We start from the raw sequence: 21,358 nt of genomic DNA on the forward strand, positions 1-21,358 counted from the left end.
TTCGAACGAGGAACCCCGATTGCGGCGACCGACAGTCGCCTTCATCGTCGGGGGTATCCCTCGCACCGACGGCTCTCAACGCGGGGTGAGACCGACGCCCTCGGCCAGCAGTTCGTGCGAGCGAATCCTGTCGTCGGGGTCCTCGACGAGGTTCTGGACGACGACTTCGTCGGCACCCACCGCGTCCGTCATCTCGTCAAGGAGCGTCGCGAGCGTGTCGGGACTCCCAGAAATCGCGCGCGGCCACTCGTCCGGCGCGAGCGACTCCGGGGTCGGGTCGGGGACGCCGCCGAGTTCGTCGATGGCCTCCTCGACGGTCGGCGGCGGCCCGAAGGCACCGCGCTGCATCCGCCGGTACGCGGCCTCCGACGACGCGCGGAGGCGCGCCGCCTCGCGGTCGGTCTCGGCGCACGCGGCGTTGACGGCGAGCGCGCTGTGTGGGTCGTCCAACCCGGCGTCGAACTCGGACGTCTCGAAGTGGTCGCGGTACGTCTCCATCGCCGCCTCGGCCACTGTCGGCCTGATGAACGCCGCGAACGCGTAGGGTAGTCCGAGTTCGCCCGCGATTTCCGCGCTCGCCGGACTCGACCCGAGAACCCACGTCTCCGGCACGGTGTCCGGCGAGCGCGGAATCTCGATGTCGTCGTACGGATGGTCGTCCGGGAACGCTCCGTAGAGATGTCTCGCGGTCTCTTCGACCTTCTCGGCGTGGTCGTCACCGGACCGCTGGTGGGGGACGCCCGAGCGCAGGGCGCGGTCGGCCGCGGGCATCCCCGTCGCTCGCCCGAGACCGAGGTCGATACGACCGGGGGCGAGAGCGTCGAGCGACGCGAACGTCTCGGCCACCTTGAACGGACTGTAGTGGTTGAGCAGGACCGTCCCGGACCCGATTCGAATCTCGGACGTCTTCGCAGCGAGATGCGAGACGAGCACTTCGGGGGTCGTACTCGCTATCGAGTCGGCGAGACCGTGGTGTTCGGCAACCCAGAACCGGGAGTAGCCGAGACGTTCGGCCGCCTGCGCGAGTTCGACCGTGTGCTGGTAGGCCTCCGTGGCCGTGCTTCCGGACCGCACCGGCGCGATATCGACGATTGAGAGCTTCATTGTCGGGGGTTCGACGCGGGCTTGGTCCCGAACACGGTTATCCATTTCCGAGTAGGGGCGAGAGAACTGGCTCTCTGAATGCGAACACTCCCCGCGACTCGGCCCACCGGCGTGTGATTCGTGTGACGGACCGGCGTATAATTCGTGTGAGAGACCAGCGTGTGATTCCTGCGACGCGAATCGCAGAATACAATGAAATCGAGACCCTACATCTCCGGTTGGAGGCATCAGGAACGATGTCTGACTTCGAGACCTACACCTGCGACAACTGCGGTGACGAGTTCAAAGCCCAAGAAAGCGCGAACGCCGCGGAGGAGTCGTACTGTAGTCCGAAGTGCCAGACGGCGGGACGCTAACCCGCTTCGGTCGGACCGTCGAGGTTCGGCGGTCGACTCCGAGGTTCCGAACCGATTCTTTCGGTCGTTACTCGCTAGGGCTGTAGTTCGGCGCTTCGTCCGTAATCATCACGTCGTGGGGGTGGCCCTCGGTCTGGCCCGCCGAGGAGACGCGGACGAACTCCGAGCGCTCCTTGAACGCCGGAATCGTCTCCGCGCCGACGTAGCCCATGCCCGACTGCATCCCGCCGACCAACTGGTGGAGTTCGCTTTCGAGGCTTCCCTTGTAGGGTTCGGCGGCCTCGACGCCCTCGGGGACGTACTCCTCGTCCTCCTCGGGTTCGTCCTTGAGGTAGCGGTCGCCGTCGCCCGACTGCATCGCGCCGACCGACCCCATGCCGCGGTACTGCTTGTACTTCTTGCCGTCCACGGTGATGACTCGGCCGGGCGCTTCGTCGGTGCCCGCGAAGTAGGACCCGAGCATCACCGCGTCCGCGCCCGCCGCGATGGCCTTGATGGCGTCGCCGGAGTACCGAATCCCGCCGTCGGCGATGACCGGCACGTCCTGCTCGCTGGCCACGTCGGCGACCTCAGCGATTGCCGAAATCTGGGGCATGCCCGCCCCGGAGACCACACGCGTCGTGCAGATGGACCCCGGACCGATGCCCACCTTGATGCCGTCGGCGAAGTCCACCACGTCCTCGGCCGCTTCGCGAGTACCGACGTTGCCGACCACCACGTCGGCCTCGACTGACTCGCGGATTTCTCGCGCGCCGTCGATGACGTTCAGGTTGTGCGCGTGCGCGCAGTCGATGAATAGTACGTCAGCGCCCGCTTCGTCCACGGCGACCGCGCGGTCGGTCTCGAAGGGACCGACGGCGACGCCGACGCGGAGGTGACCGCCCTCGTCCCGGGCGGCGTTCTGGTACTCGCGGCGCTGGAGGATACCCTGCATCGTGACGAGACCGGTCAGGCGGTGGTCCTCGTCCACGATGGGGACGCGCTCTATCTTGTGTTCGTACATGAGTTCGAGCGCTTCGCGGGCGGTCACGTCTTCACCGGCGGTGACGACCTCGTCGGTCATGGCCTCGCGCACTTCGTCGCTCTCGCCGACTTCCAGATAGGGACGGATGTCGGTACCGGAGATGATGCCCAGTACGTCGCCGTCGTCGTCGGTGACGGGCGCGCCGGAGACGCCCTGTCGGTCCATCATCGCGTCCACCTCGCGGACCGTCTGGTCGGGGTCGGCCGTCACTACGTCGCGGATGACAAGTTCGTCCGCGCGCTTGACGCGTTCGACCTCCGCGACGGCCTCCTCGACCTCGAGATTGCGGTGGAGGACGCCGAGACCACCCTGTCGGGCCATCGCTATCGCCATCTCGCTCTCGGTCACGGTGTCCATCGCCGCCGACAGAATCGGCACGTTGAGTTCGACGCTCGTCGAGACGCGCGTCGAGACGTCGGCCTCGTCGGGTTCGACGCGACTCTCTTTGGGTCGCAGAAGTACATCGTCGAAAGTCAACGCCTCCGGTACGCGGAGTTTGTCGGTGAACGAACCTGCCTGCCGAGAATTCTTTTCCATGTAAGTCGAACGTATCCCCCCGTCAAAAACGTTGCGAGATACTGCACGTTTGGACTGCCCGGATGTGCATGATATACACAGTCGTGTAACGACACGCTCTCCGAAACGGGAACGCGAAAATAGAGGTTGTAATTATGAGCCGAGTTAATTTACATTCTAAAGGCGTATTTAAGTACTAATTCTATGATTATCAGTCGATTGTGGTTGTCTCTCACGCAACATTTATGCTCGAAACCCGTTTTGTATCGAGTATGGACTCTACCAGTCCCATCGCTGCGCGTACTGCAGGCCAGACGATTGCTGCCTCCGGTAGCTCCTGCAAACCGATTTTTGCGATGGAATTTCTTACACTGGTAGAGAATACATTCGTGGGACGACGATGGGATTCCGGAAACGGTGACCCCGGAAACGGCGACCATCGCAGGTACCGCGACTATCACTACCGTTCGGCCGGTGGGTACGGCCAAGCCAGCTAGTGTCCAATGAGTAGCTCACAACATCCGGTCGCCCTACGCTTAGAGCGACACGTAGGTGGCGCGACGAAGTTACTCGCCACCGTCATGGGGCTTCCGCTGGTAGACGGTATCTTTCCGGCGCTCGTCCTCGCGGGGGGCGTCGACACCATCACCGGCGTTCTGCAGGTCGGACTCCTCGTCTTCGGCGGGAGCGCCACCGTGGCGGTCATCCTCGCCGAGATGGACGGCACGCCCCGCGAGCAGGCGAAGACGGTGTTCGCGGTCGGCGTCGTCATCGTCGCGGTCGCGGCCGTCGAGGCCGCGTTCGCGCCGACCATCAAGAGCGTTCTCGACCCCAAGACCTTCGAGCGGTTCGCCGCGCTCGTCATGCTGGCAATCGCCGCGAAAACCGCCAGTTCGCGCATCGGGGAGTACCTGCCCCGTCCGGCAGTCATCGTCGGACTCGGGATGATTGCTAGCTTCCAACCGGGTCAGTTCCAGATTGCGACGGTGGACTACTGGCTCATCCTGAAGGCGACCGCCGCCGCGGCGACCGGCGTCACGTTCGCGTTGACCGTCGCGCTGACCTCGCCGTGGCTCCGCGACGTCGTGGACATCGACCGCTTCCGCTTCGGGAGCGCGGTCGCTCTGGGCATCCTTCCGCTGAGCCTGCTCGGACTCGCGCCCGGCAACGCTCCGCTCGCGGTCCTCGTCGTCACCAGCCTGCTCGCGTTCGACCCCGGTTCGACCGAAGACGAAACCGACGACGCGATAGAGGAGACCGCGGCCACGGAAGCGATGAACGAAGAAACCACTTCCCCGGTGAACACGTCACCCTCGAATCCTGTCGGTTCGCAGGCGGTCGCCACCGACGGCGCGGGGAGTTCGGACTCCGACGACGCGGGCTACAGCTACCCCAGTTCGGAGGACGGTGACGAGCGGGAACCGTGGCTCTGAGACCGATTCTGACGTTACTCGTTCGCTGAGATTGTTTCGACGCTCTTTCTGAACCGACGGACGACGTAACCGCGACGGGAAGGCTTACCCCGCAGGACCTGCTTCGTTCGGACATGACTGCCAATCGCGTCGTCCAGGGTCGCATGGTGACCGCCGAAAGCCTCGCCGAGATGATAGAGGGCGAAGACGTAATGGACGCCCAGTCCATCGAAGACGCCGACCGGGAGTGCCCCGAGTGCGGCGGCGACGTACTCGAAGTGGGCTACATGCCCAGTGTCACGGCGTTCGTCACCGGTTGGAAGTGCCAAGAGTGCGATTGGTCCGACACTGACCGCGAGTAAGAAAATCGAAACCCCTTTAGGGAGAATGGACCAACGAATTCCTGCGGGGTCGTGGCCAAGTCAGGGATGGCGACTGACTCCAGAGGCTACGCGCCCGGGACGAAACTCCAGCTGATATACCGAGCGGCCGACTGATCATCGGTCCGCGTTGACGACCCTCTGGAGTTCCGAGGCGCTCACACCGGAGATATCAGTCGATCGGGGGTTCAAATCCCTCCGACCCCACTTCACTTCCTAACGTTTCGAGATTGCCAGCAGAAGCGCTGTTCCTTGATTTGCGGGAACCGAAGTGGTTGTGGATTTCAGTCCAGTAACTTCTGGTCCTCAGTTCCGTCTGGCGACGCTGACTGACAAGGGAAACGGGCAGTAAAACCAGCCTCACCACCTCGGCGAATTGGTCTGTTACTAGTCGATGTCACCACGGACTCGACGGGAAAGGCTACGGCTGGCGAGCAACTGTTCTCGTGGACCGTCGCTCCAACCGACGGAGTGCCCGCCACATTAGCGGGAGTCCAACGATTGCACCGATTACCGTGATAGTGAGGAGATTCCCGACGAGAAGGTGAAGGAAGTCCGTAACCGTGCCTCCTTTTGGCAGGCGATAGCCACAGTGCGTACATTCGACTGCCGTTATCGATAGTTCGCTACCACAGCTCAGACACTCTCCAGTCTCAGCCGTGACCCCGTTGGGTCTCATCGTGGCTATAGTCCGTGTTCATCGTGTAAAGTAACTCACTTCTTAGGGTCTCCTGAATAAAATCCCTAGATAATGACTGAAGTTAGCGTGAGCATGAGAATTTTGGAATCTTAGCTCAGGACGTCGGAAATCCAACTGTGTGGGCTGATTTGCGGTGCTAATTTACCACAGCCTTCCACCGAGCGAATAGCGTTCCTGATTGAGCGCCCGAATAACGCTGTCGCCGGACAGTTCCTCGACTTCGACGACGACGTGCCCTGCTCCGACTGCCTCGAGACCGTCAGTGCCGAGTTCTGTGGACTCTTCGACGAGTGCTTTGGCTGGGCGTCTCCGACCCCGGGTAGAGACCACCGATTCCCATCGCGAGGCCGGACGCACCGAGAAATTATCTACGGTCCATGTCCCCGGTTCGGGATTCTGCACAACAAAGAACCGACTACTCGGAAAGTAGCGGAGTCCGTTCGCAGTCTCCGTAGGGGCCATAGAGCTACGCCGGTTGCCACAACAGTAACCCGTTCCGAACCACTACCTACGCAGACCCACCATGACCACCCACCACATCGCCTCGTGGCTGATGGAACACAGTAGCGTCCCCAAGACCGTCCTCAAACCAGTCGCCACCAAACTCGGCGTCTCGACGAACTACGTCGGCGCGGCGCTGTTCGCGGGTCAAATCGTCTACGAGAATCAGGACACCGTCGTGACGTACACCGGCAAGGGCAGCGTCACCGTCGGCCAGTTCCTCCACGAGCAGTCTCGACGGCGGTACGGCGACGACCATCCGCTGACGGAGTACCTCGGCGAGAACGTGGACGCCGTAACCGAGGCCTTCGAGGGAACCGAAGAGGAGGCCCGCTCTTTCGCCGAGTTCTACCGCCGATTCCGCGCGGTGGACCGCGACTATCGACTGCGAGACGGAATCGATGTCGGCGTGCCGGAGTCTGTCACCGACAGGATGCCCGACGCGGACTCGATTCCGAGTCTCGGCGGGAATGCCGACGAGACCGACCCGAGTGACGCCGTCGATATCCCCGTCACCGACCCGGAGTCGTAGTTCGAGACCGAGCGGACGGTCGTCCGTCGGTCGCCGACCCCGACGAATTAATTGTCCCGCCTCCGAAGGCCCGCGCGATGAAGTCTCCCGAACACGCGACGCTGGGCGCGATAGCCTCACTGCTCCTCGTCTTCGCGCTCCCCGTCTCGGTCCCGCTCGAAGCCGCGGTCCTGTTCGGTTACGGCGTCCTCCTATCGGTGTTCGTCGACCTCGACCACTTCGTCGTGGCCCGCTACCACGCGGGCGACTGGTCGCACCTCCGGCGGTGCGTGACCGACCCCGTCTTCGCGTTCACCGAACAGGAGCAGGTCTTCGATGGCGTGGACACCCGGACGCTGGAGGTCCATCGCCTGCTCAGTCACTCGCTCGTGGGCGGCGCACTCGTCGGGGTGCTCGCGCTGTTCGCTCCCGTCTACGCGCTGTTCACGGCTGGCGTCCTCTACGTCCACGTCGTCGCCGACCTGCTCCGCGACGGCGAAATCGCCTGACGTGTGACCCATGGGTGAACGACCGGACCCGAACTGAACCTTTAACCCACCTCGGAAACCAACTCCTCCCAATGACTGGTGGCGGGTCGCACCTACCGGGAACTCGGGACGAGGAGGGTGACGACCCGATAGTCCTCCACGTGGACATGGACTGCTTCTACGCGGCCTGCGAGCGACGACGGGAACCGCAACTGGAGGGCGAACCGGTCGTCGTCGGGATGGGGTACGAGGGCGGCCAGACCCACGGAGCGGTCGCCACCGCAAGCTACGAGGCCCGCGAGTACGGCGTCGAGAGCGCGCAAGCCATCAGCACCGCGCTGGAGCGCCTGCCGAGAATGGCGGACGCCGAGGACCCCGACACCGACGTAGACCCGGACGAGGCGGGCTACTATCGCCCGGTGGACATGGACCACTACGAGGCGGTTAGCGCGGAAGTCAAGGAGATTCTCCACGAGTCGGCCGACGTGGTTCGGGAGGTCAGCATCGACGAGGCCTACCTCGACGTGACCGACCGGACCGGGTGGAAGGTCGCCGAGGGGTTCGCGCGTCACGTCAAACACCGCATCGACCGCGAGGTGGGCGTGACGGCCAGCGTCGGGGTCGCACCGAACATGTCCGCCGCGAAAATCGCCAGCGACCACGACAAGCCCGACGGTCTCGTGGTCGTGAGACCCGACGAGGTCAGCGAGTTCCTCGCGCCGCTCGACGTGGGAGAGATTCACGGCGTCGGTCCGGTCACGGCCCGCGAGTTGCGCGAGATGGGCATCGAGACGGCGGCCGACCTCGCTGAGGCCGACCGCGCGGAACTCCGGTCCAGATTCGGCGAACGCGGCGCGGAGATGCACCGCCGGGCGCGCGGGGAGGACGACCGCGAGGTGACGCCCAGAGGACGCCCGAAGAGCCTCTCTCGGGAGTCGGCGTTCACCGAGGCGACCGACGACGACGAGCGAAAGCGCGAACAGGTTCGGACCCTCGCGGAGGCGGTGGCCGACCGCTCGCGCCGGAAGGGCGCGATGTACCGGACCATCGGCATCAAAGCGGTGACGCCGCCCTACGACGTGAACACCCGCGCGAAGTCGCTCCCGGGTCCGGTGGACGACCCCGGACTGGTCGAGGAGGTCGCGCTGGAACTGCTCGCGGAGTTCGACGGCGTCGAGGTCCGGAAGGTCGGGGTCCGCGTTTCGAACCTCTCGTTCGCGGACGGCGAGCAGTCGAGTCTCGGCGACGGGTGGGGAACGGCCGGAGCCGAGACCGACTCGTCGGGGCCGGACGGCGCGGGGAGCGAGTCGGCGCCCCGGCGACCGGACGAGGACGCGGACGACGAGGACGACTCCGGCAACCAACGTTCGCTCGGCGACCAGTGGGAGATGTCGGACGGGGAGAGGGCAGAGGAAGCGTCGTCGAACGGAGGGATGGCGGCCGGGGAGACGGCGGACGGAGAGACGGTGGTCGGGGAGACGGCGGACGGAGAATCGCCGACCGCTGTGACCGACGGCGAAGCGGACGGCGGCGTGCCCGCCGACCCCGACAGTGACGGTCAGTTGTCCCTCCGAGACGCGTGGGCCGGTGACGACGTGGCGTTCGACGAGAGAGCGAACGACGCCGACGGCGACCGGGACGCTGATTCGGATGGCAGTTCCGATTCCGACGCGGACGGCGACTCCGTCGGCGATGCGGACCTCGACGGACAGGTGTCGCTCGGCGTCTTCGAGTCGGCCCCGGAGTCGGATTCGACTCGATAGCGTCGCATACACCGCCGCGACCCGTGTGACTAAAGCAATCGAGCGACAATTCACGGACATGGATGCGACGCAACCGGACCCGACGTGGGACGCCGAGGCGCACAGCGAGAGCGTAGACATCATCGAGGCCGCTGTCGGCGAAGTCACGTACAGAGTGTGGGGTGCCGACTGGTGCGGCGACTGCCACGACGTCCTCCCCGACTTCTTCGCCGCGCTGGAAGCCGCGGGCGTTCCGAACGACGAGATAGACGTCCACGAGGTGGACGAGAACAAGGACGGAGAGGGAGTTGAGGAGTACGACGTGACGCTCATCCCGACCATCGTGGTCGAACGCGGCGACGAGGAGGTCGCGCGCTTCGAAGAGAGCGAGGACCGGCCCGCGGCCCGGTACCTCGCCCAACGACTGCACGACAGCGACGTGATGGTCTGAGCGCCACCGGTTCGTCTCCTCTTCTCCCGATTACTCGTCAGGTTCGCCCTCCGCGAACCACTCGTCGGTCCAGTGGAGTTCTCCCCCGACGACGACCGGGGCCGAGTAGTCGCTCAGGGTCCTCTCGATTTTCGCCCCGGAGTTCGTGAACGTCTTCAATCGACCCGGAACGAGGTAGAAGTCGGGGTCCTCCGCGCTCTGGAACTGGGGCTTTGCCGCCGCGCCTATCGGATACTCCTCGGTCGCGTAGCTAACGAGGGTCATGGAGACTTCCTCGTCGGGGGCCGGTACCGTCGTCGCGTCGTACTCGTGGCCGAAGTCGTAAATCAGCGGGTTGCCGTCGGCACACTGGGCGATGGTCACGCTAGGGTCGCCGACGACGAGGTAGTGGCGGCCGATGGCGGTGTACTCCTCGACGATTTCGAGCGCCGCGCCGACGCCGAACCCGTAGTTGAGCAGACGCGCGAACGTCTCGCCGACCTCGACCGCTCCGAGGTTGTCCACGTCGCCCCAACTCACGATAGCCGTGCGCGCGCCCGCTTCGACCAGCGCGACGCCCTGGTCGTGCGACCGGCAGGCGTTGAGCAGGATGGTCGTCGCGCCGGTCTCCTCGACCGTTTCGGCGTCCAAGATACCGTCCGAACACGCGAACCCGCGACCGTCGATGTGACCGATGAAGTGAAACAGGTCGTGGTCTTCGGCCAATAGCGACCGGAGTTCGGCGGTCGAGACGTCAAACCGGCAATCGACGTCGAACGGGACCGTGTCCCGCATGCCGTACACCTCCGAGACCGTATCCCACTCCTCGCGCATCTGCTCGTCGTTGCAGACGACGGTCACGTCGATGATGCCGTCGGTGGGTTCGGTCCTGTCGTGGGCGAAGGCCGAGTCGAGGAGTTTCGCCCCGTGGACCGGCGTTCCATCGCCCACCCACGCCCGCTCCATGGAGTCGGTCTCGGGGAGCGGAACGTACTCGCTGGAGTCCGGGACGCCCGTCGCCCGGGAGTCGGCGTCAGTCGGGAGACCGAGACCGCCGTCGTCGAGTTGCGGTCCGCGCTTGAACGCGCTCAGCGCGTCGTGCTGGTCGGGATGAGACCCGTCCGTCGATGCCGCCGAACCGGGTGACGGCGACGAGTCGGTCGCACGGGACTGGACTCGGACTAGCGAGAGGTCTCTGGCGACGAACGGAAGCAGTTCGACGCTGTCGGCGACGGGCCGGACGTGAGTGGTCCGACTCCAAGCGGGCATCGCGTCGGTCAGCGCCGAGTACGGGACCGAGAGGTACGCCGCCAGTTGCTCGCCGAGCGCCGCCCCGTACAGGTCGGCGAAGTCGAGGTCCGTCACCGATTCGACCGCGCGTCGCTCGGCCATATCCATCGGGTGGAAACCCTCGGTTCGAGTCACGCAGTCGAGCAGGAACGCCTGTTTCAGGACACGAACTACCTCGTCTTCGAATCCGCGCTCCGTGTCGAGTGGGTGGCTGAAGCCGGTCTCTGCGGTCAGTCTCGGTCTCTCGTCGGGCACCACGGTCGCACCGAGGTAGTAGGCCAGCGGCGCGACAGTGCAGACGTGTTCGTAGTCGGCCGGGATGCGGAGCGTGACCCCGGTATCGGGCGTGTCGATGTCGTCCGGAATCGCCAGTTCGTCGCCGCGTTCGAGGAGCGGCGGATGGCCGCGGAGCGTCGGCCACGACCGCTCGCAGGTCGTCGTCTTCAACCCCGACCCGAACGTCGAGAGGGCCTGCATTACGGTCTCGGGGTCGTCGGGGACCGTGACCGTCCCCGCGGGCGAGGAGTGATTAGACCGCGCGCCGAGTTCGATGGTGGTCTCGCCACCGAACGCTATCTCGACGTACTCGGTGGTCGCCTCGACGACGAGCGACGACGCGACTCGGAGGTACGTCTTCACGGGGGCGTCCACTTCGAGGAGGTATTCGTCGGCGTCGAGTTCGAAAGTTCGGTCGTGGCCGACGTCGGTGATGTGGGACCCGTCGGCGGCGTCCCGGACGACCACGACGGGGACGTTGTACGGTAACCTGATTCCCGAGGTGGTGACTCGCCAGGCGACCGAAACCGGATAGACGAACGCGTCGGTGTCGGCGGAAGTCGGGGATACCGTTTCCGGCGTGTGGAGAGCGTACCGGTTGTTCTCGATGGGGTCGAGTATCTCCACTCCCGTCGCGTGGTCGAGCGGGTCGATTCGCGGGCGCATATTGGTGTACCTCCGTTAGGAATCGAGAGCGGCCGTCTCAGAGGGGGAGCCAGTCGGTCATCAGGTCGTGGCTCGGGACGTGCCAGCGTTCCTCGGCGTGGTGGTCGTGTTTCGCGGAATCGACGGCCCGAACCTCCACGACGGCGTCGAACTCGTCCGCCAGTCTCTCGACGCGGTCGCTTCCGTACGGTTCGGTCAGGACGTAGTGACCCATCGCGTCGTAGTCGTGAACGTACCCCGTGACGACCTCCAAGCATCGGCGGACCACGTCGCGGTCGTAATGTTCGAACAGGGCACCGAGCGAGTCCACGCCGACGCGCAACTGGGCCGGTCCGAGACCGCCAGCGTGGCGATTGAACGTCGCCATCGATTCGGCAACCTCGGCCTGTAAGCCCGCGAGTTGGGGGTCCACGACTCGACGTTCGGAGATAGCCAACGGTGGCGATTCAGGTCGGTCGCCAGCCTCCACGACCGACCGAGGCGGTGAGGCGTGGTTGATTACTTCGGTCGTCTCGGTGAACGACCCCTGAATCTCCTCCGGGTCGGGCAGGCGCTCGACCACGCTCTGAGGACTCGCGTCGGTGATAGCGAGCAGGCGGTATCGGCGCTCGTCGGTTCCGCCGAGGAGGCTACCGCTCGCCTCTGTGAACAGGCGACGCGGCGCATCGCCGACGACTAGCAGATTACAGCCGTCGGACTTCAGCTCCCGAAGGACGTCGAAGAACCGCGTCACACCGTCTGTGTCGGTGGTATCGGTCTCCGAATCGTCACGCCGACGGCCGGAACTCCCAGCACTCATTCGCGGAATAGTTAAATATGTATGTTTAATAATCTTTCGCACCGGGCGGAAATATGGCGGAACGACGTCGGTCTTCCTATCGATTTCGAAGAGTGAGAGAGACCGACGCGGCGTATCGACGTCGGTAGCAGTATCTATTGGTCGCCGTCGGCCCAGTCGAGCGCGTCGGCGAGGTCCGCGTTCGGTGGCGAGCAGGCGAAGTTCCGGCAGACGTAGACCGTGGGTTCGTCACCCGACTGGCCGCGCCCGGCCCAAATGGGCGGCGCTTCGTCGAGACCGAGTCGGTCGAGCCACTCCGATACTCCCTCGTCGGTCGGCGGGCGGCGCGACAGCAGGCGGGTCGGCAGGTATCGGTCGCCGAGTTCGTCGGCCCACGCGTCCAGGAGTCGCTCGGCGGCCATCGTCACTTCGAGAGACCCCTGCGCGTACCGGTCGGCCGCCAGCGCGAGCGAGGCGTGCTGGAGCGGGTTCGAGCGAATCTGCTGACCCCGCGTTTCCAGCACGCGCTCGGCGATGTCCGCGAACTCGTCGTCGGGCCTGAACTCGGCCAGCGCGAGCAGCGTGTCGGCCGCGACGCCGAGACTGGAGGGCGTCGATTGGTCGCTCGGTTCCTGCGGGCGAGCGACCAGTTCCTCGCCGGTCTCCGGCGTGAAGTAGATGGTTCCGGCGTCGGCGTCCCAGAACTCGGCTTCGATGGCCTCCGCGAGGTCGAGCGCGAACCCGAGGTGGTCGGGGTCGCCGGTGGCCTCGTACAGGTTCAGCGCACCTCGCGCGAGGAAGGCGTAGTCTTCGAGGTAGCCCTCGATGGCAACGTCGCCACCGTGAGACTCAGTCTCACGAGCTTCCGAGCGCGACTCGGAAACATCTCTGAACCGCCGGAACAGGTGTCCCGACTCGCCGTCCCCGTCGGGATTCCAGAGCCTCTCGCGGACGAATCCGAGCGCGTCCGCCGCGAGGTCCGCCCACCGCTCGCCGTCGTCCAGCACGAGCGCCCCCTCCGCGAGCGCGGAAATCATCAGACCGTTCCACCCGGCCAGCACCTTCTCGTCGCGTCGCGGTCGGACGCGCTCCTCGCGCGCTGCGAAGACCTGCTCGCGGGCGTCTTCGATAGTTTCCTCGACCGCTCGCTCGTCCATCGCGTACTCGTCGGCGAGGTCCGCGACAGACTCGCTGATAGTCAGGACAGTCTTCCCCTCGAAGTTGCCCGACTCGGTGACGCCGAACCGGTCACAGAACAGGTCGGCGGCGGTGTCGGCGTCGGCGCGTTCGCCGCCCCAATCGCCGTCGTCGATGGCCTCCCGAATCTGCTCTGGCGTCCAGACGTAGAACTTGCCCTCCTCGCCATCGCTCTGGGCGTCGAGCGTGCTGTAGAACCCGCCCTCGTCGTGGGTCATCTCGCGCTCCACGAACTCGAACGTTCGGCGGGCCGCTTGCGCGTATCTGTCGTCGCCCGCGACCTGATAGCCCGCCAGCATCGCCCGCGGAATCTCGGCGTTGTCGTACAGCATCTTCTCGAAGTGGGGGACGACCCACTCGCGGTCCACGGTGTAGCGGTGGAACCCGCCGCCGACGTGGTCGAAGAGACCGCCCTCGGCCATCGCGGTCAGGGTTTCGGTGGCGACCTCACGGTACTCCGCGGCGCTGTCGTCGTCGCCCGCGTCCGCGGCGCGGTCGGCCGCCCGCAGGAGGAGGTGGATTCGCCCGGCCTGCGGGAACTTCTGGCCGGTGCCGAACCCGCCGTGTTCGCGGTCGGCGACCGGACCGCGGCGTCGGCGGCGCTTCCGAGCAGGTCCCCGCCCGGGGTTTCGCCGGGGTCGGGCACGGACTCCAGTTCGCCCTCGATGGCGTCGGTCCACTGGTCGGCCCGGCGCTCCATCTCCCGGCGGTCCTCCTCGTCGCTCCACGAGTCGGCGATGCTGGAGAGCAGGTCACGGAAGCCGGGTTGACCGCGCTTGGCCTCCTTCGGGAAGTAGGTGCCGACGTAGAAGGGTCGGCCGTCGGGCGTGAGCCAGACCGAGAGCGGCCACCCGCCGCGGCCCGAGACCGCCTGACAGATGGTCTGGTAGATGCTGTCGAGGTCCGGCCGCTCCTCGCGGTCCACCTTGACGGGGACGAAGTTCTCGTTGAGCGTCTCGGCGATTTCCTCGTCCTCGAAGCTCTCCTCCTCCATGACGTGACACCAGTGGCACGCCGAGTAGCCGACCGACAGGAAGATGGGCACGTCGCGCTCCTCGGCGGCCGAGAGGGCGGCGTCGTCCCACGGTTGCCAGTTGACCGGGTTGTCGGCGTGCTGGCGGAGGTACGGACTCTCCTCCTCGTCCAAGCGATTCCGCTCGGTCGGGTCGGCGTCGGGTTCGCTCATGGCTGACCCGAAGGGCTTGAGGGACGTAAAGTCGGGCTTTCTCGGAAGGTCGGTGGTGACGGAGTTGCGTTCACTGGGCCATCGAATCGGTTGGAGTTCGGCGGTCGAAATCCACGTACGTGCATACTTCCCTTATCGGCAAGAGCAACCTTTACACTCCCTTGCCTACATCGTCCGAGCATGAGCGAAACAGTCCTGCTGGTCGGCGGCGGCGGCCGTGAACACGCTATCGCCCGGGCGCTGAGCGAGAGCGACGCTGACCTCTACGCCTGCGCCGGGAACCGCAACCCCGGCATCGCGGCGCTCGCCGAGGGGTTCGAGACGCTCGATACCGAGAACGCCACCGCGGTCGTCTCCTACGCCGAGGACGTGGGCGCGACGCTCGCGGTCGTCGGCCCCGAGGGACCGCTGGCGGCCGGGGTCGCCGACGCGCTGGACGACGCCGGAATCTACGCTTTCGGCCCGAACGAGGCCGAGGCCCGCATCGAGACCGACAAGGCCTACCAGCGCCGGTTCATGCGCGAGAACGACGTTCCGGGCTGTCCAGACTTCGAGACGTTCGACGATATGGAGGCCGCCTGCGAGTACATCGACGAGTACGACGGCGACCTCGCCGTGAAACCCGCCGGACTCACCGGCGGGAAGGGCGTCCGGGTCATCGGCGACCAAGTCACGAAGGAGGAGGCCAAAGAGTACCTCCGCGACTCGGACTACGACCGCGTGGTCCTCGAAGAGCGCCTCGTCGGTGAGGAGTTCACCGTGCAGGCGTTCGTGGCGAACGGCGACCTGCGGGTCACCCCCGCGGTGCAGGACCACAAGCGCGCCTACGAGGGCGACGAGGGACCGAACACCGGCGGGATGGGCAGTTACAGCGACTCGGGACTCGAACTCCCGTTCATGACGAGGACGACTACCGCGAGGCGCTCGACGTCCTCGAAGCCACCGTGGAGGCGCTCTCGGGCTACAAGGGCGTCCTCTACGGCCAGTTCATGCTCACCGCCGACGGCGTGAAGGTCGTGGAGTTCAACGCCCGGTTCGGCGACCCCGAGGCGATGAACACCCTGCCCGTCCTCAACACCGACTTCCTCGACGTGCTGGTCGCCGCCCGCGAGGGCGACGACTTGCCCGAACTCTCGTTCGTGCCGAAGGCCACGGTCTGCAAGTACGCCGTCCCCGAGGGCTACCCGACCGACCCGAAGGCGGGCGCGAAGGTCCAAGTCACTGAAGAGAACGCGGGCGACGCACTCCTGTTCTACGCCAGTGTGGACGAACGCAACGACGGTATCTACACGACCACCTCGCGGGCGTTCGCGGTCGTGGGCGTGGCCGACACCATCACCGAGGCCGAGGAAATCGCCGAAGCGGCCCTCTCGGTCGCTGGCGAGGAGGGACTCGACGTGCGCCACGACATCGGCAAACCCGACCTCGTACAGCAGCGAATCGACCACGTGGCCGCCCTCCGCGGCGAGTAACCGCGACCTACTCCCCGTTCAGCGCCGACCTGTCCTCCCGTAGTCGTGACCTGTTCACTCGTAGCCACGACTTGTCCGGCCTTAGCCGCGACCTGTGGCGCGCCAAGCGACCCATAACAAACCGCCGTCTGGTCGTTTCCGCGCACATGTCCAAGCACGACGCCCCCGCCGAATCGCTGACGACCGACCAAGCGTTCGACCTGCTCGGCGACAGCACCCGGCGGCGAGCGGTGGCGGCTCCGGGAGTTCGACGGGTCGGCGACCCTCGACAGACTGGCCGAGGCCACCGCGGCCGGCGTCGAGGACGTGGACCCGTCGGCGGTGACGGCCGACCGTCGCGAGCGAACCGCGACCATGCTCCATCACAACCACCTGCCGCGACTCGAAGACGCCGACGTGGTGGAGTACGACCCCGCTGAGAGTCGGGTGGAACTGACCGACGTCGCGACGGACCTCGAACCGTACTTCGAGGTAATCGACGGAACGTACTCCGAGTAGGACCGCTCCGGCGACCAACTACTTTCAAGACCGAACCCCACTAATTCCCGCCCGTGCCCGACGACATCGACGAGACGGACGAGACCGACGAGAGGCGACGCCACGACCGCATCGCGCATCACGCCACGCCGGGTCCGGGCAACTCCCTTCGGTCGTGGACCCGCGCCAAGAGCCCCCTCCGCGTCGCTCTGAACTACGTCGTCATCGTCCTCGCGCGCATCTCGCCGAGCCTCAAACTCAAGAACCTCCTCCTGCAAAGCATCGGCGTGACCGTCGGCGAGGGCGTCTCGTGGGGACTCGAATCGACGCCGGACGTGTTCTGGCCCGAACTCGTCACGGTCGAGGACCACGCTATCGTGGGCTACGATGCGACCATCCTCTGTCACGAGTTCCTGCAGGACGAGTACCGGACCGGCGAGGTGGTCGTCGGCGAGCGCGCCATGATAGGTGCGGGCGCGATTATCCTCCCCGGCGTCGAAATCGGCGAGGGCGCGAGCGTGGCCGCGAACTCGCTGGTGACCCAAGACGTGCCGCCCGGCGAGACGGTCGCCGGGGTGCCCGCCCGTCCGATGGGCGGCGAGGGGTCGGCGGACTGAGTTCTCCCACGCCGGTTCGTGTGCGGGGCTACCCCGCCAACAGGAATCGCCTGACGCCGAACTCCGCGAGCGCGAGGATGCAGGTGGCGACGACGAGCGGCGGGCCGAAGACGAACGGATAGAGTCCGACAGGGTCCGTCTCGCCGTTCACGTTGAGGAACAGGACCAGCACCGCGACCGTCGCCGCGAACGCGCCCGCCAGCGGTGCAACGAATCGCCAGCGAGCGTAAACGTAGTACGGAATCGCCACCTGCAACGCGATGACGACTGCGTTCAGAGCGAGGACGACTCCGAGGGTGGCGGGTTGCTCGGACGCCGCGGACGGGAGACCGACCGTGGCGAGTCGCGCGACGGCCCAGACCGCGAGACAGGACGCGGCGTAGACCGCGCCGCCACCGACTGCGAAGGTCGCGGGCCGGGGACGCGGCGCTGGGAACCAGTAAGGCGCGGCGGCCGCGAGTGCGGCGAAGAAGCAGGCGACGCCGAGCGTCAGTGCGTCACTTCCTAGAACGGGGTCCGGACTCCCCGGCATCGAATCAGTCCCGAATCCGGACGACGCCCTGCTCGAACACCCGACTGTTGGGGATGATGTACTCCTCGCCGTCGTTCTCGATTCGGGTGACGAGGACGTCCACTTCCTGAACGATTCCGCGGTCGTCGCCGACCTCGACCTCGTCGCCGATGCCGTAGGGCTGGTTCAGCAGGAGGTAGACGCCCGCCGCGGACGACCGGAGGAGGTCCCAGAGCGCCACGACGCCGAAGAGGATGACCGCGAGGACGTACGCCGCCAGCAGGATGAGGAGGGCCTCGATGGCGACGTTGACCTGCCCCAGCGCGACCAGCACCGCGAGGTAGACGATAGTGTACTTGACGAGTCGCGGGATGATGCCGACTTCCGGGAGTTTGACCGACCGGAGTCGCTCGCCGACGACGAGTTCGGCCTTGTCGGCCACGACGAACCCGACGATGAACACGAGGATGGCGATGAACAGGTCGGGAATGAACGTCAGCACGCCGTTCCAGAAGAGGCGGGCGTTGAGGAGTTCGGCGACGTTGAGCGCGATGAGGACGACGACGCCGTAGATGAACCACGAACTGAGTCGGGAGACCAGCGAGACGGTGTCCGTCCCGAGGCTCTGGGCCGTGCGCTCGAAGGGCGTGCGCTCGACCGCTTCCGGGACGCCCGCGGCGGTCAGAAGTCGCTGGTTCACTCGGCCGATGACGTACCCCGCGAGCAAACCGGCGATGAGGATGAGCAGCGCGAGGATGAACTGAAACTGGTCGCGGAGGAGGACGTCGAACGCCACCTGCATCAGTACTCCTCCGGGTCGATTTCGAGTACCAGTTCGCCGCCCTTGAACGCGCGGACGAGACCGTCACTCTCGGAGAGGACGACCGCCGTCGCGTTCGTCTCGCGGGTGACAGCGCCCGCGGCCATGTGGCGTGCGCCGAGACCCTTGGGGATGTCCACGCCCTCGGCGGACGGTTCGAGATAGCGGTAGGCCGAGACTATCTTGCCCGCGTCGCTGATGATGAACGCGCCGTCGAGTCGCGAGAACTCCTTGAGCATCACGTTCACGATGGGGTCGCCGACGTGGACGTGGGACTTCTCGAAGGGGTTGTACGAGAGCGGCCGGGACTTGTTCATCACCTTGCCCGCGTCGCCGACGACGAACAGCGCGCCGACCGGTTTGCCCTTCTGGCCCTTCTTGCCGAGTTCGATGGCCACCTCGAACACGTCCCGGATGACGCCGGGGTCGGCCCGCGAGTTGGCGAAGAGGTCGTAGACGCCCGAGTGCATCGAGTCGCTGGCACGCGCCCGCGTCACGGTGTCGGTCCCGTCCCCGAACATGCTGACCGCACAGACGACCACGTCGCCGTCCTCGACGATGCCCTGTTCCATTCCGCCTTCGATGCCGAACCGGATTCGCTCTCGGTCGTTGTCGAACTCCAGCGGAAGTTCCACGAACTCGTCGGCCCCGACTGAGTTCTCCGGGCCGACGACGACCAAATCCACGTCCGCGTCGAGGTCGGCGTATCGGTCGTAGTAAGACCCGCTGGGTGAGAACAGAAAGACCGCATCGGCGTCCTCGGTAACGTCCCCCAAGAGTTCGCTCACGTCAGCCATTACCCGAAACGACTCAGCGACCGGAGAAAAGGTTTGTGGGTGTATATATCAGGCGAATGTGACTATCTGTCGGCGGAATTCCCCGGTGACTGCTCGGTATCCTCTCTCGGATTCGTCGTCTGATACTAGGTAGCGGACTACTTACGAACCCTCGTCGTCGAAGAACTCGAGGTCGCTCCCGGTCTCACCGCCGTCGCCCACGGCCGCCGTCCGCGCGGCGTCTTCTCCCTCGTCTTCGGCCGACACTACGACCGTCTCGATACTCCCGAAGGCGTCCGATTGGTAGCGAGTTTCCTTCGACTCCGGGTCATCGTCGTCGGGGTCGGCAGTGACGCCCGCACCGAACACGGCCAGTAGACCCACGACGTACGCACCGACGGCCGCGGGCGGTAACGCAGCGAGTTCGCCGGTCCATCCCGTCGGAACCGTCGTCCAGAACAACGCGAGACCCGTCGCACCGACGAGCGTTCCGACACCCGTGACGCCCCGCGAGAAGTCGGTGTCGACCGCGCGGACGAACAGCGCGAGGAACGACGTTAGCAGCGACCCACCGCCGAAGAGGACCGCCACCCGTAGCGCGGCGGGTTTGCCGAGACCGAATCCCGCGACGAGACTCGCAGTCGCGGCGACGACCCCGACTGCGGCCACCCCGCCCCCGCCGAGCAGAAGTACGGCCCGCATCAGTCCCCGCCAACGGACCCCCGGGTCGAACGTGTCCCCAAGACCTGACATGTCTAGAGTAATATGTAACGAGGGAGGAAAAGTATATCGAACGGAAACGAGACTGGTGGTATATTTACGATGGTTCGGGGTTGCTACAGATATGTACTGTTTAGTGGTACCACCTATCACTAACCTCGATGCGGTCGTCGGGTTGCGAAAGGGAGACTCACCGGCGCGAAGTAGACGAACCACCAGGCGAGTTCGTCACGTCGAAAATGCGCAGGACCGGATTCGAACCAGAGCAAGAGGGCCGGGCATGCGGCGCACGACGCCGTTCCGGGCGACTTGCAGGGTTCGAATCGCCCCGCTCTTCGCTCACTTCGTTCGCTGATGCGCGGGACCGGATTCGAACCGGCGGACCCCTACGGGATAGCGTCCTAAGCGCTACGCCGTTGGCCTGGCTTGGCAACCCGCGCGCACTCCTCAGTTCCGGCGAGGGCGACAAGAAACTGTCGTTCTCTCGGCATCGGTGGGAAGACTCGGCACGGGGCGGCCACGCGCCGAACGCATCGCCGTCCGCCCAATCGCAACCCGACCCCGAGACGCTTATGTGAACTCGGTCGTAACGACGTATCGTGTATCGGGCACGCGACCACGTGGAGAACCAGCGCTGGCTCGCCGAAATCGAGGAGGCCGCCGACCGCCTCGACCTCGACGCGGCCGCCCGGTCTCGGGCGACCGACCTGTTCCTCTCGACCGTCTCGGAGTGGGACGCTCCCGACGAACGAGACGCCGACTCCCGGCGGGCCGTCGTCGCGGCGAGTCTCTACGCCGGGTCGCTCATCGAGGGCGACCAGCGCTCGCAGGGGGCGGTCGCCGACGCCGTGGGCGTCGCTCGACTGACTATCCAGCAGCGCTGGAAGGAACTGCTCGAAGAGGCGGGACTCGAACCGCCGTCGTGGTAGCGGCGGACGGGCGCGACCGTCGCGGAGCGAAGCGTGTCGTTTAATTGACCCCACTAGGAAATTTCGGATTACTGATGGCTCAGGTGCTCTCCAGTGCGTGGGCGACACTCCTCCTCGGCGCGGTAATCCTCGCGGTCGGCTATCTCGTGAAGTATCGCCAGTGGACGACGCTCGTCGCGAGGTCCGCTCCCTTCGATGGCACGGACCCCTCGCCCGTGTTCGCGAGTTACGCCGGGAACGTCACGCTCGTCGCGGGCGGGTTCGTAGTCAGCATGGGCGTCGCCCAGTCGCTCGGTCTGCTGGCGCTCGTTCCGGGATGGCTTCGGGGACTGCTGTTCGTCGGCGCAGTCGTACTCGTCACTCCGCGACTCGGCGTCGTCGCCACCGAGCGATGAAGCAGGAGTCGCTCGGGTCGCGCGTATCGGTCGTCACGTTCGACTAATAGGGAGTGGTGGCGATAGGCGAGTCTCGAAAATTGA

General features: G+C 65.7%; 18 protein-coding genes, 2 tRNA genes and 2 pseudogenes. 12 read left to right on the top strand and 10 right to left on the bottom strand.

The window, feature by feature from the left end; translation table 11 throughout:
- Positions 1-75: 75 nt before the first annotated feature.
- Positions 76-1,104: an LLM class flavin-dependent oxidoreductase gene (locus FXF75_RS10290; protein WP_163521779.1), complete on the bottom strand. Its 1,029-nt coding sequence runs from the start codon at positions 1,102-1,104 to the stop codon at positions 76-78.
- Between the two features lie 423 nt (positions 1,105-1,527).
- The gene (gene guaB / locus FXF75_RS10295; protein WP_163521780.1) at positions 1,528-3,021 is read right to left on the bottom strand and encodes an IMP dehydrogenase; all 1,494 of its coding nucleotides are present in this window, start codon (positions 3,019-3,021) and stop codon (positions 1,528-1,530) included.
- A 482-nt stretch (positions 3,022-3,503) separates the two neighbouring features.
- Here guaB and FXF75_RS10300 point away from each other — a divergent pair, with 482 nt between their 5' ends.
- The 7 genes from FXF75_RS10300 to FXF75_RS10330 all read left to right on the top strand — a co-directional run bounded on the left by FXF75_RS10300 (position 3,504) and on the right by FXF75_RS10330 (position 9,185).
- Positions 3,504-4,433, top strand: coding sequence for a DUF5794 domain-containing protein (locus FXF75_RS10300; RefSeq protein WP_163521781.1), 930 nt, complete (start codon positions 3,504-3,506; stop codon positions 4,431-4,433).
- 113 nt (positions 4,434-4,546) lie between these two features.
- A complete protein-coding gene (locus tag FXF75_RS10305) occupies positions 4,547-4,774 on the top strand; it encodes a DUF5795 family protein (RefSeq protein ID WP_163521782.1) in 228 nt (75 codons plus the stop codon).
- 45 nt (positions 4,775-4,819) lie between these two features.
- Positions 4,820-4,999 (top strand) — tRNA-Trp (locus tag FXF75_RS10310).
- Positions 5,000-6,015: 1,016 nt separating this feature from the next.
- On the top strand, positions 6,016-6,525 hold the full coding sequence (locus tag FXF75_RS10315; protein WP_163521783.1) for a hypothetical protein: 510 nt from the start codon (positions 6,016-6,018) through the stop codon (positions 6,523-6,525).
- 77 nt (positions 6,526-6,602) lie between these two features.
- Positions 6,603-7,013: a metal-dependent hydrolase gene (locus FXF75_RS10320; RefSeq protein ID WP_163521784.1), complete on the top strand. Its 411-nt coding sequence runs from the start codon at positions 6,603-6,605 to the stop codon at positions 7,011-7,013.
- A 71-nt stretch (positions 7,014-7,084) separates the two neighbouring features.
- Positions 7,085-8,755, top strand: a complete 1,671-nt coding sequence (gene dinB, locus FXF75_RS10325; protein WP_205427411.1) for a DNA polymerase IV — start codon at positions 7,085-7,087, stop codon at positions 8,753-8,755.
- 58 nt (positions 8,756-8,813) lie between these two features.
- Positions 8,814-9,185 (top strand): thioredoxin family protein, encoded by a 372-nt coding sequence (locus tag FXF75_RS10330; protein ID WP_163521785.1) that lies wholly within the window; start codon positions 8,814-8,816, stop codon positions 9,183-9,185.
- Positions 9,186-9,215: 30 nt separating this feature from the next.
- Here FXF75_RS10330 and FXF75_RS10335 read toward each other — a convergent pair whose 3' ends face one another.
- From FXF75_RS10335 to FXF75_RS10345, 3 genes and pseudogenes are all read right to left on the bottom strand, one after another.
- Positions 9,216-11,396 carry a hypothetical protein gene (locus tag FXF75_RS10335; RefSeq protein ID WP_163521786.1) on the bottom strand — a complete coding sequence of 727 codons (2,181 nt, stop codon included), beginning with the start codon at positions 11,394-11,396 and terminating at the stop codon, positions 9,216-9,218.
- A 37-nt stretch (positions 11,397-11,433) separates the two neighbouring features.
- The gene (locus tag FXF75_RS10340) at positions 11,434-12,195 is read right to left on the bottom strand and encodes a hypothetical protein (protein WP_163521787.1); all 762 of its coding nucleotides are present in this window, start codon (positions 12,193-12,195) and stop codon (positions 11,434-11,436) included.
- Positions 12,196-12,329: 134 nt separating this feature from the next.
- Positions 12,330-14,557 (bottom strand): annotated as a pseudogene (locus tag FXF75_RS10345) (thioredoxin domain-containing protein).
- Positions 14,558-14,737: 180 nt separating this feature from the next.
- On the opposite strand from FXF75_RS10345, the pseudogene purD reads away from it, so the two are divergent.
- From purD to FXF75_RS10360, 3 genes and pseudogenes are all read left to right on the top strand, one after another.
- Positions 14,738-16,029: pseudogene (purD, locus tag FXF75_RS10350) on the top strand (phosphoribosylamine--glycine ligase).
- A gap of 306 nt (positions 16,030-16,335) precedes the next feature.
- A complete protein-coding gene (locus FXF75_RS10355; protein WP_163521788.1) occupies positions 16,336-16,527 on the top strand; it encodes a hypothetical protein in 192 nt (63 codons plus the stop codon).
- A gap of 53 nt (positions 16,528-16,580) precedes the next feature.
- The gene (locus FXF75_RS10360) at positions 16,581-17,123 is read left to right on the top strand and encodes an acyltransferase (protein ID WP_309221789.1); all 543 of its coding nucleotides are present in this window, start codon (positions 16,581-16,583) and stop codon (positions 17,121-17,123) included.
- 28 nt (positions 17,124-17,151) lie between these two features.
- On the opposite strand, the gene FXF75_RS10365 is transcribed toward FXF75_RS10360, so the two are convergent.
- The 5 genes from FXF75_RS10365 to FXF75_RS10385 all read right to left on the bottom strand — a co-directional run bounded on the left by FXF75_RS10365 (position 17,152) and on the right by FXF75_RS10385 (position 20,390).
- On the bottom strand, positions 17,152-17,655 hold the full coding sequence (locus tag FXF75_RS10365) for a hypothetical protein (protein WP_163521789.1): 504 nt from the start codon (positions 17,653-17,655) through the stop codon (positions 17,152-17,154).
- 4 nt (positions 17,656-17,659) lie between these two features.
- Entirely contained in the window at positions 17,660-18,436 is a 777-nt protein-coding gene (locus tag FXF75_RS10370) for a mechanosensitive ion channel domain-containing protein (protein WP_163521790.1), read from the bottom strand.
- Positions 18,436-19,251, bottom strand: coding sequence for a diadenylate cyclase DacZ (gene dacZ / locus FXF75_RS10375; protein ID WP_163521791.1), 816 nt, complete (start codon positions 19,249-19,251; stop codon positions 18,436-18,438). Before dacZ ends, FXF75_RS10370 begins: the two co-directional genes overlap by 1 nt.
- A gap of 141 nt (positions 19,252-19,392) precedes the next feature.
- On the bottom strand, positions 19,393-19,983 hold the full coding sequence (locus tag FXF75_RS10380) for a hypothetical protein (RefSeq protein ID WP_163521792.1): 591 nt from the start codon (positions 19,981-19,983) through the stop codon (positions 19,393-19,395).
- A 322-nt stretch (positions 19,984-20,305) separates the two neighbouring features.
- Positions 20,306-20,390 (bottom strand) — tRNA-Leu (locus FXF75_RS10385).
- 159 nt (positions 20,391-20,549) lie between these two features.
- Here FXF75_RS10385 and FXF75_RS10390 point away from each other — a divergent pair.
- Positions 20,550-20,879, top strand: a complete 330-nt coding sequence (locus FXF75_RS10390; RefSeq protein WP_163521793.1) for a transcription initiation factor IIB family protein — start codon at positions 20,550-20,552, stop codon at positions 20,877-20,879.
- 74 nt (positions 20,880-20,953) lie between these two features.
- Complete coding sequence (locus FXF75_RS10395) at positions 20,954-21,274, top strand: hypothetical protein (protein WP_163521794.1); 321 nt, start codon at positions 20,954-20,956, stop codon at positions 21,272-21,274.
- The last annotated feature ends 84 nt before the right edge of the window (positions 21,275-21,358 follow it).

This window comes from Halorussus sp. MSC15.2 (genome assembly GCF_010747475.1).
Taxonomy (GTDB): domain Archaea; phylum Halobacteriota; class Halobacteria; order Halobacteriales; family Haladaptataceae; genus Halorussus.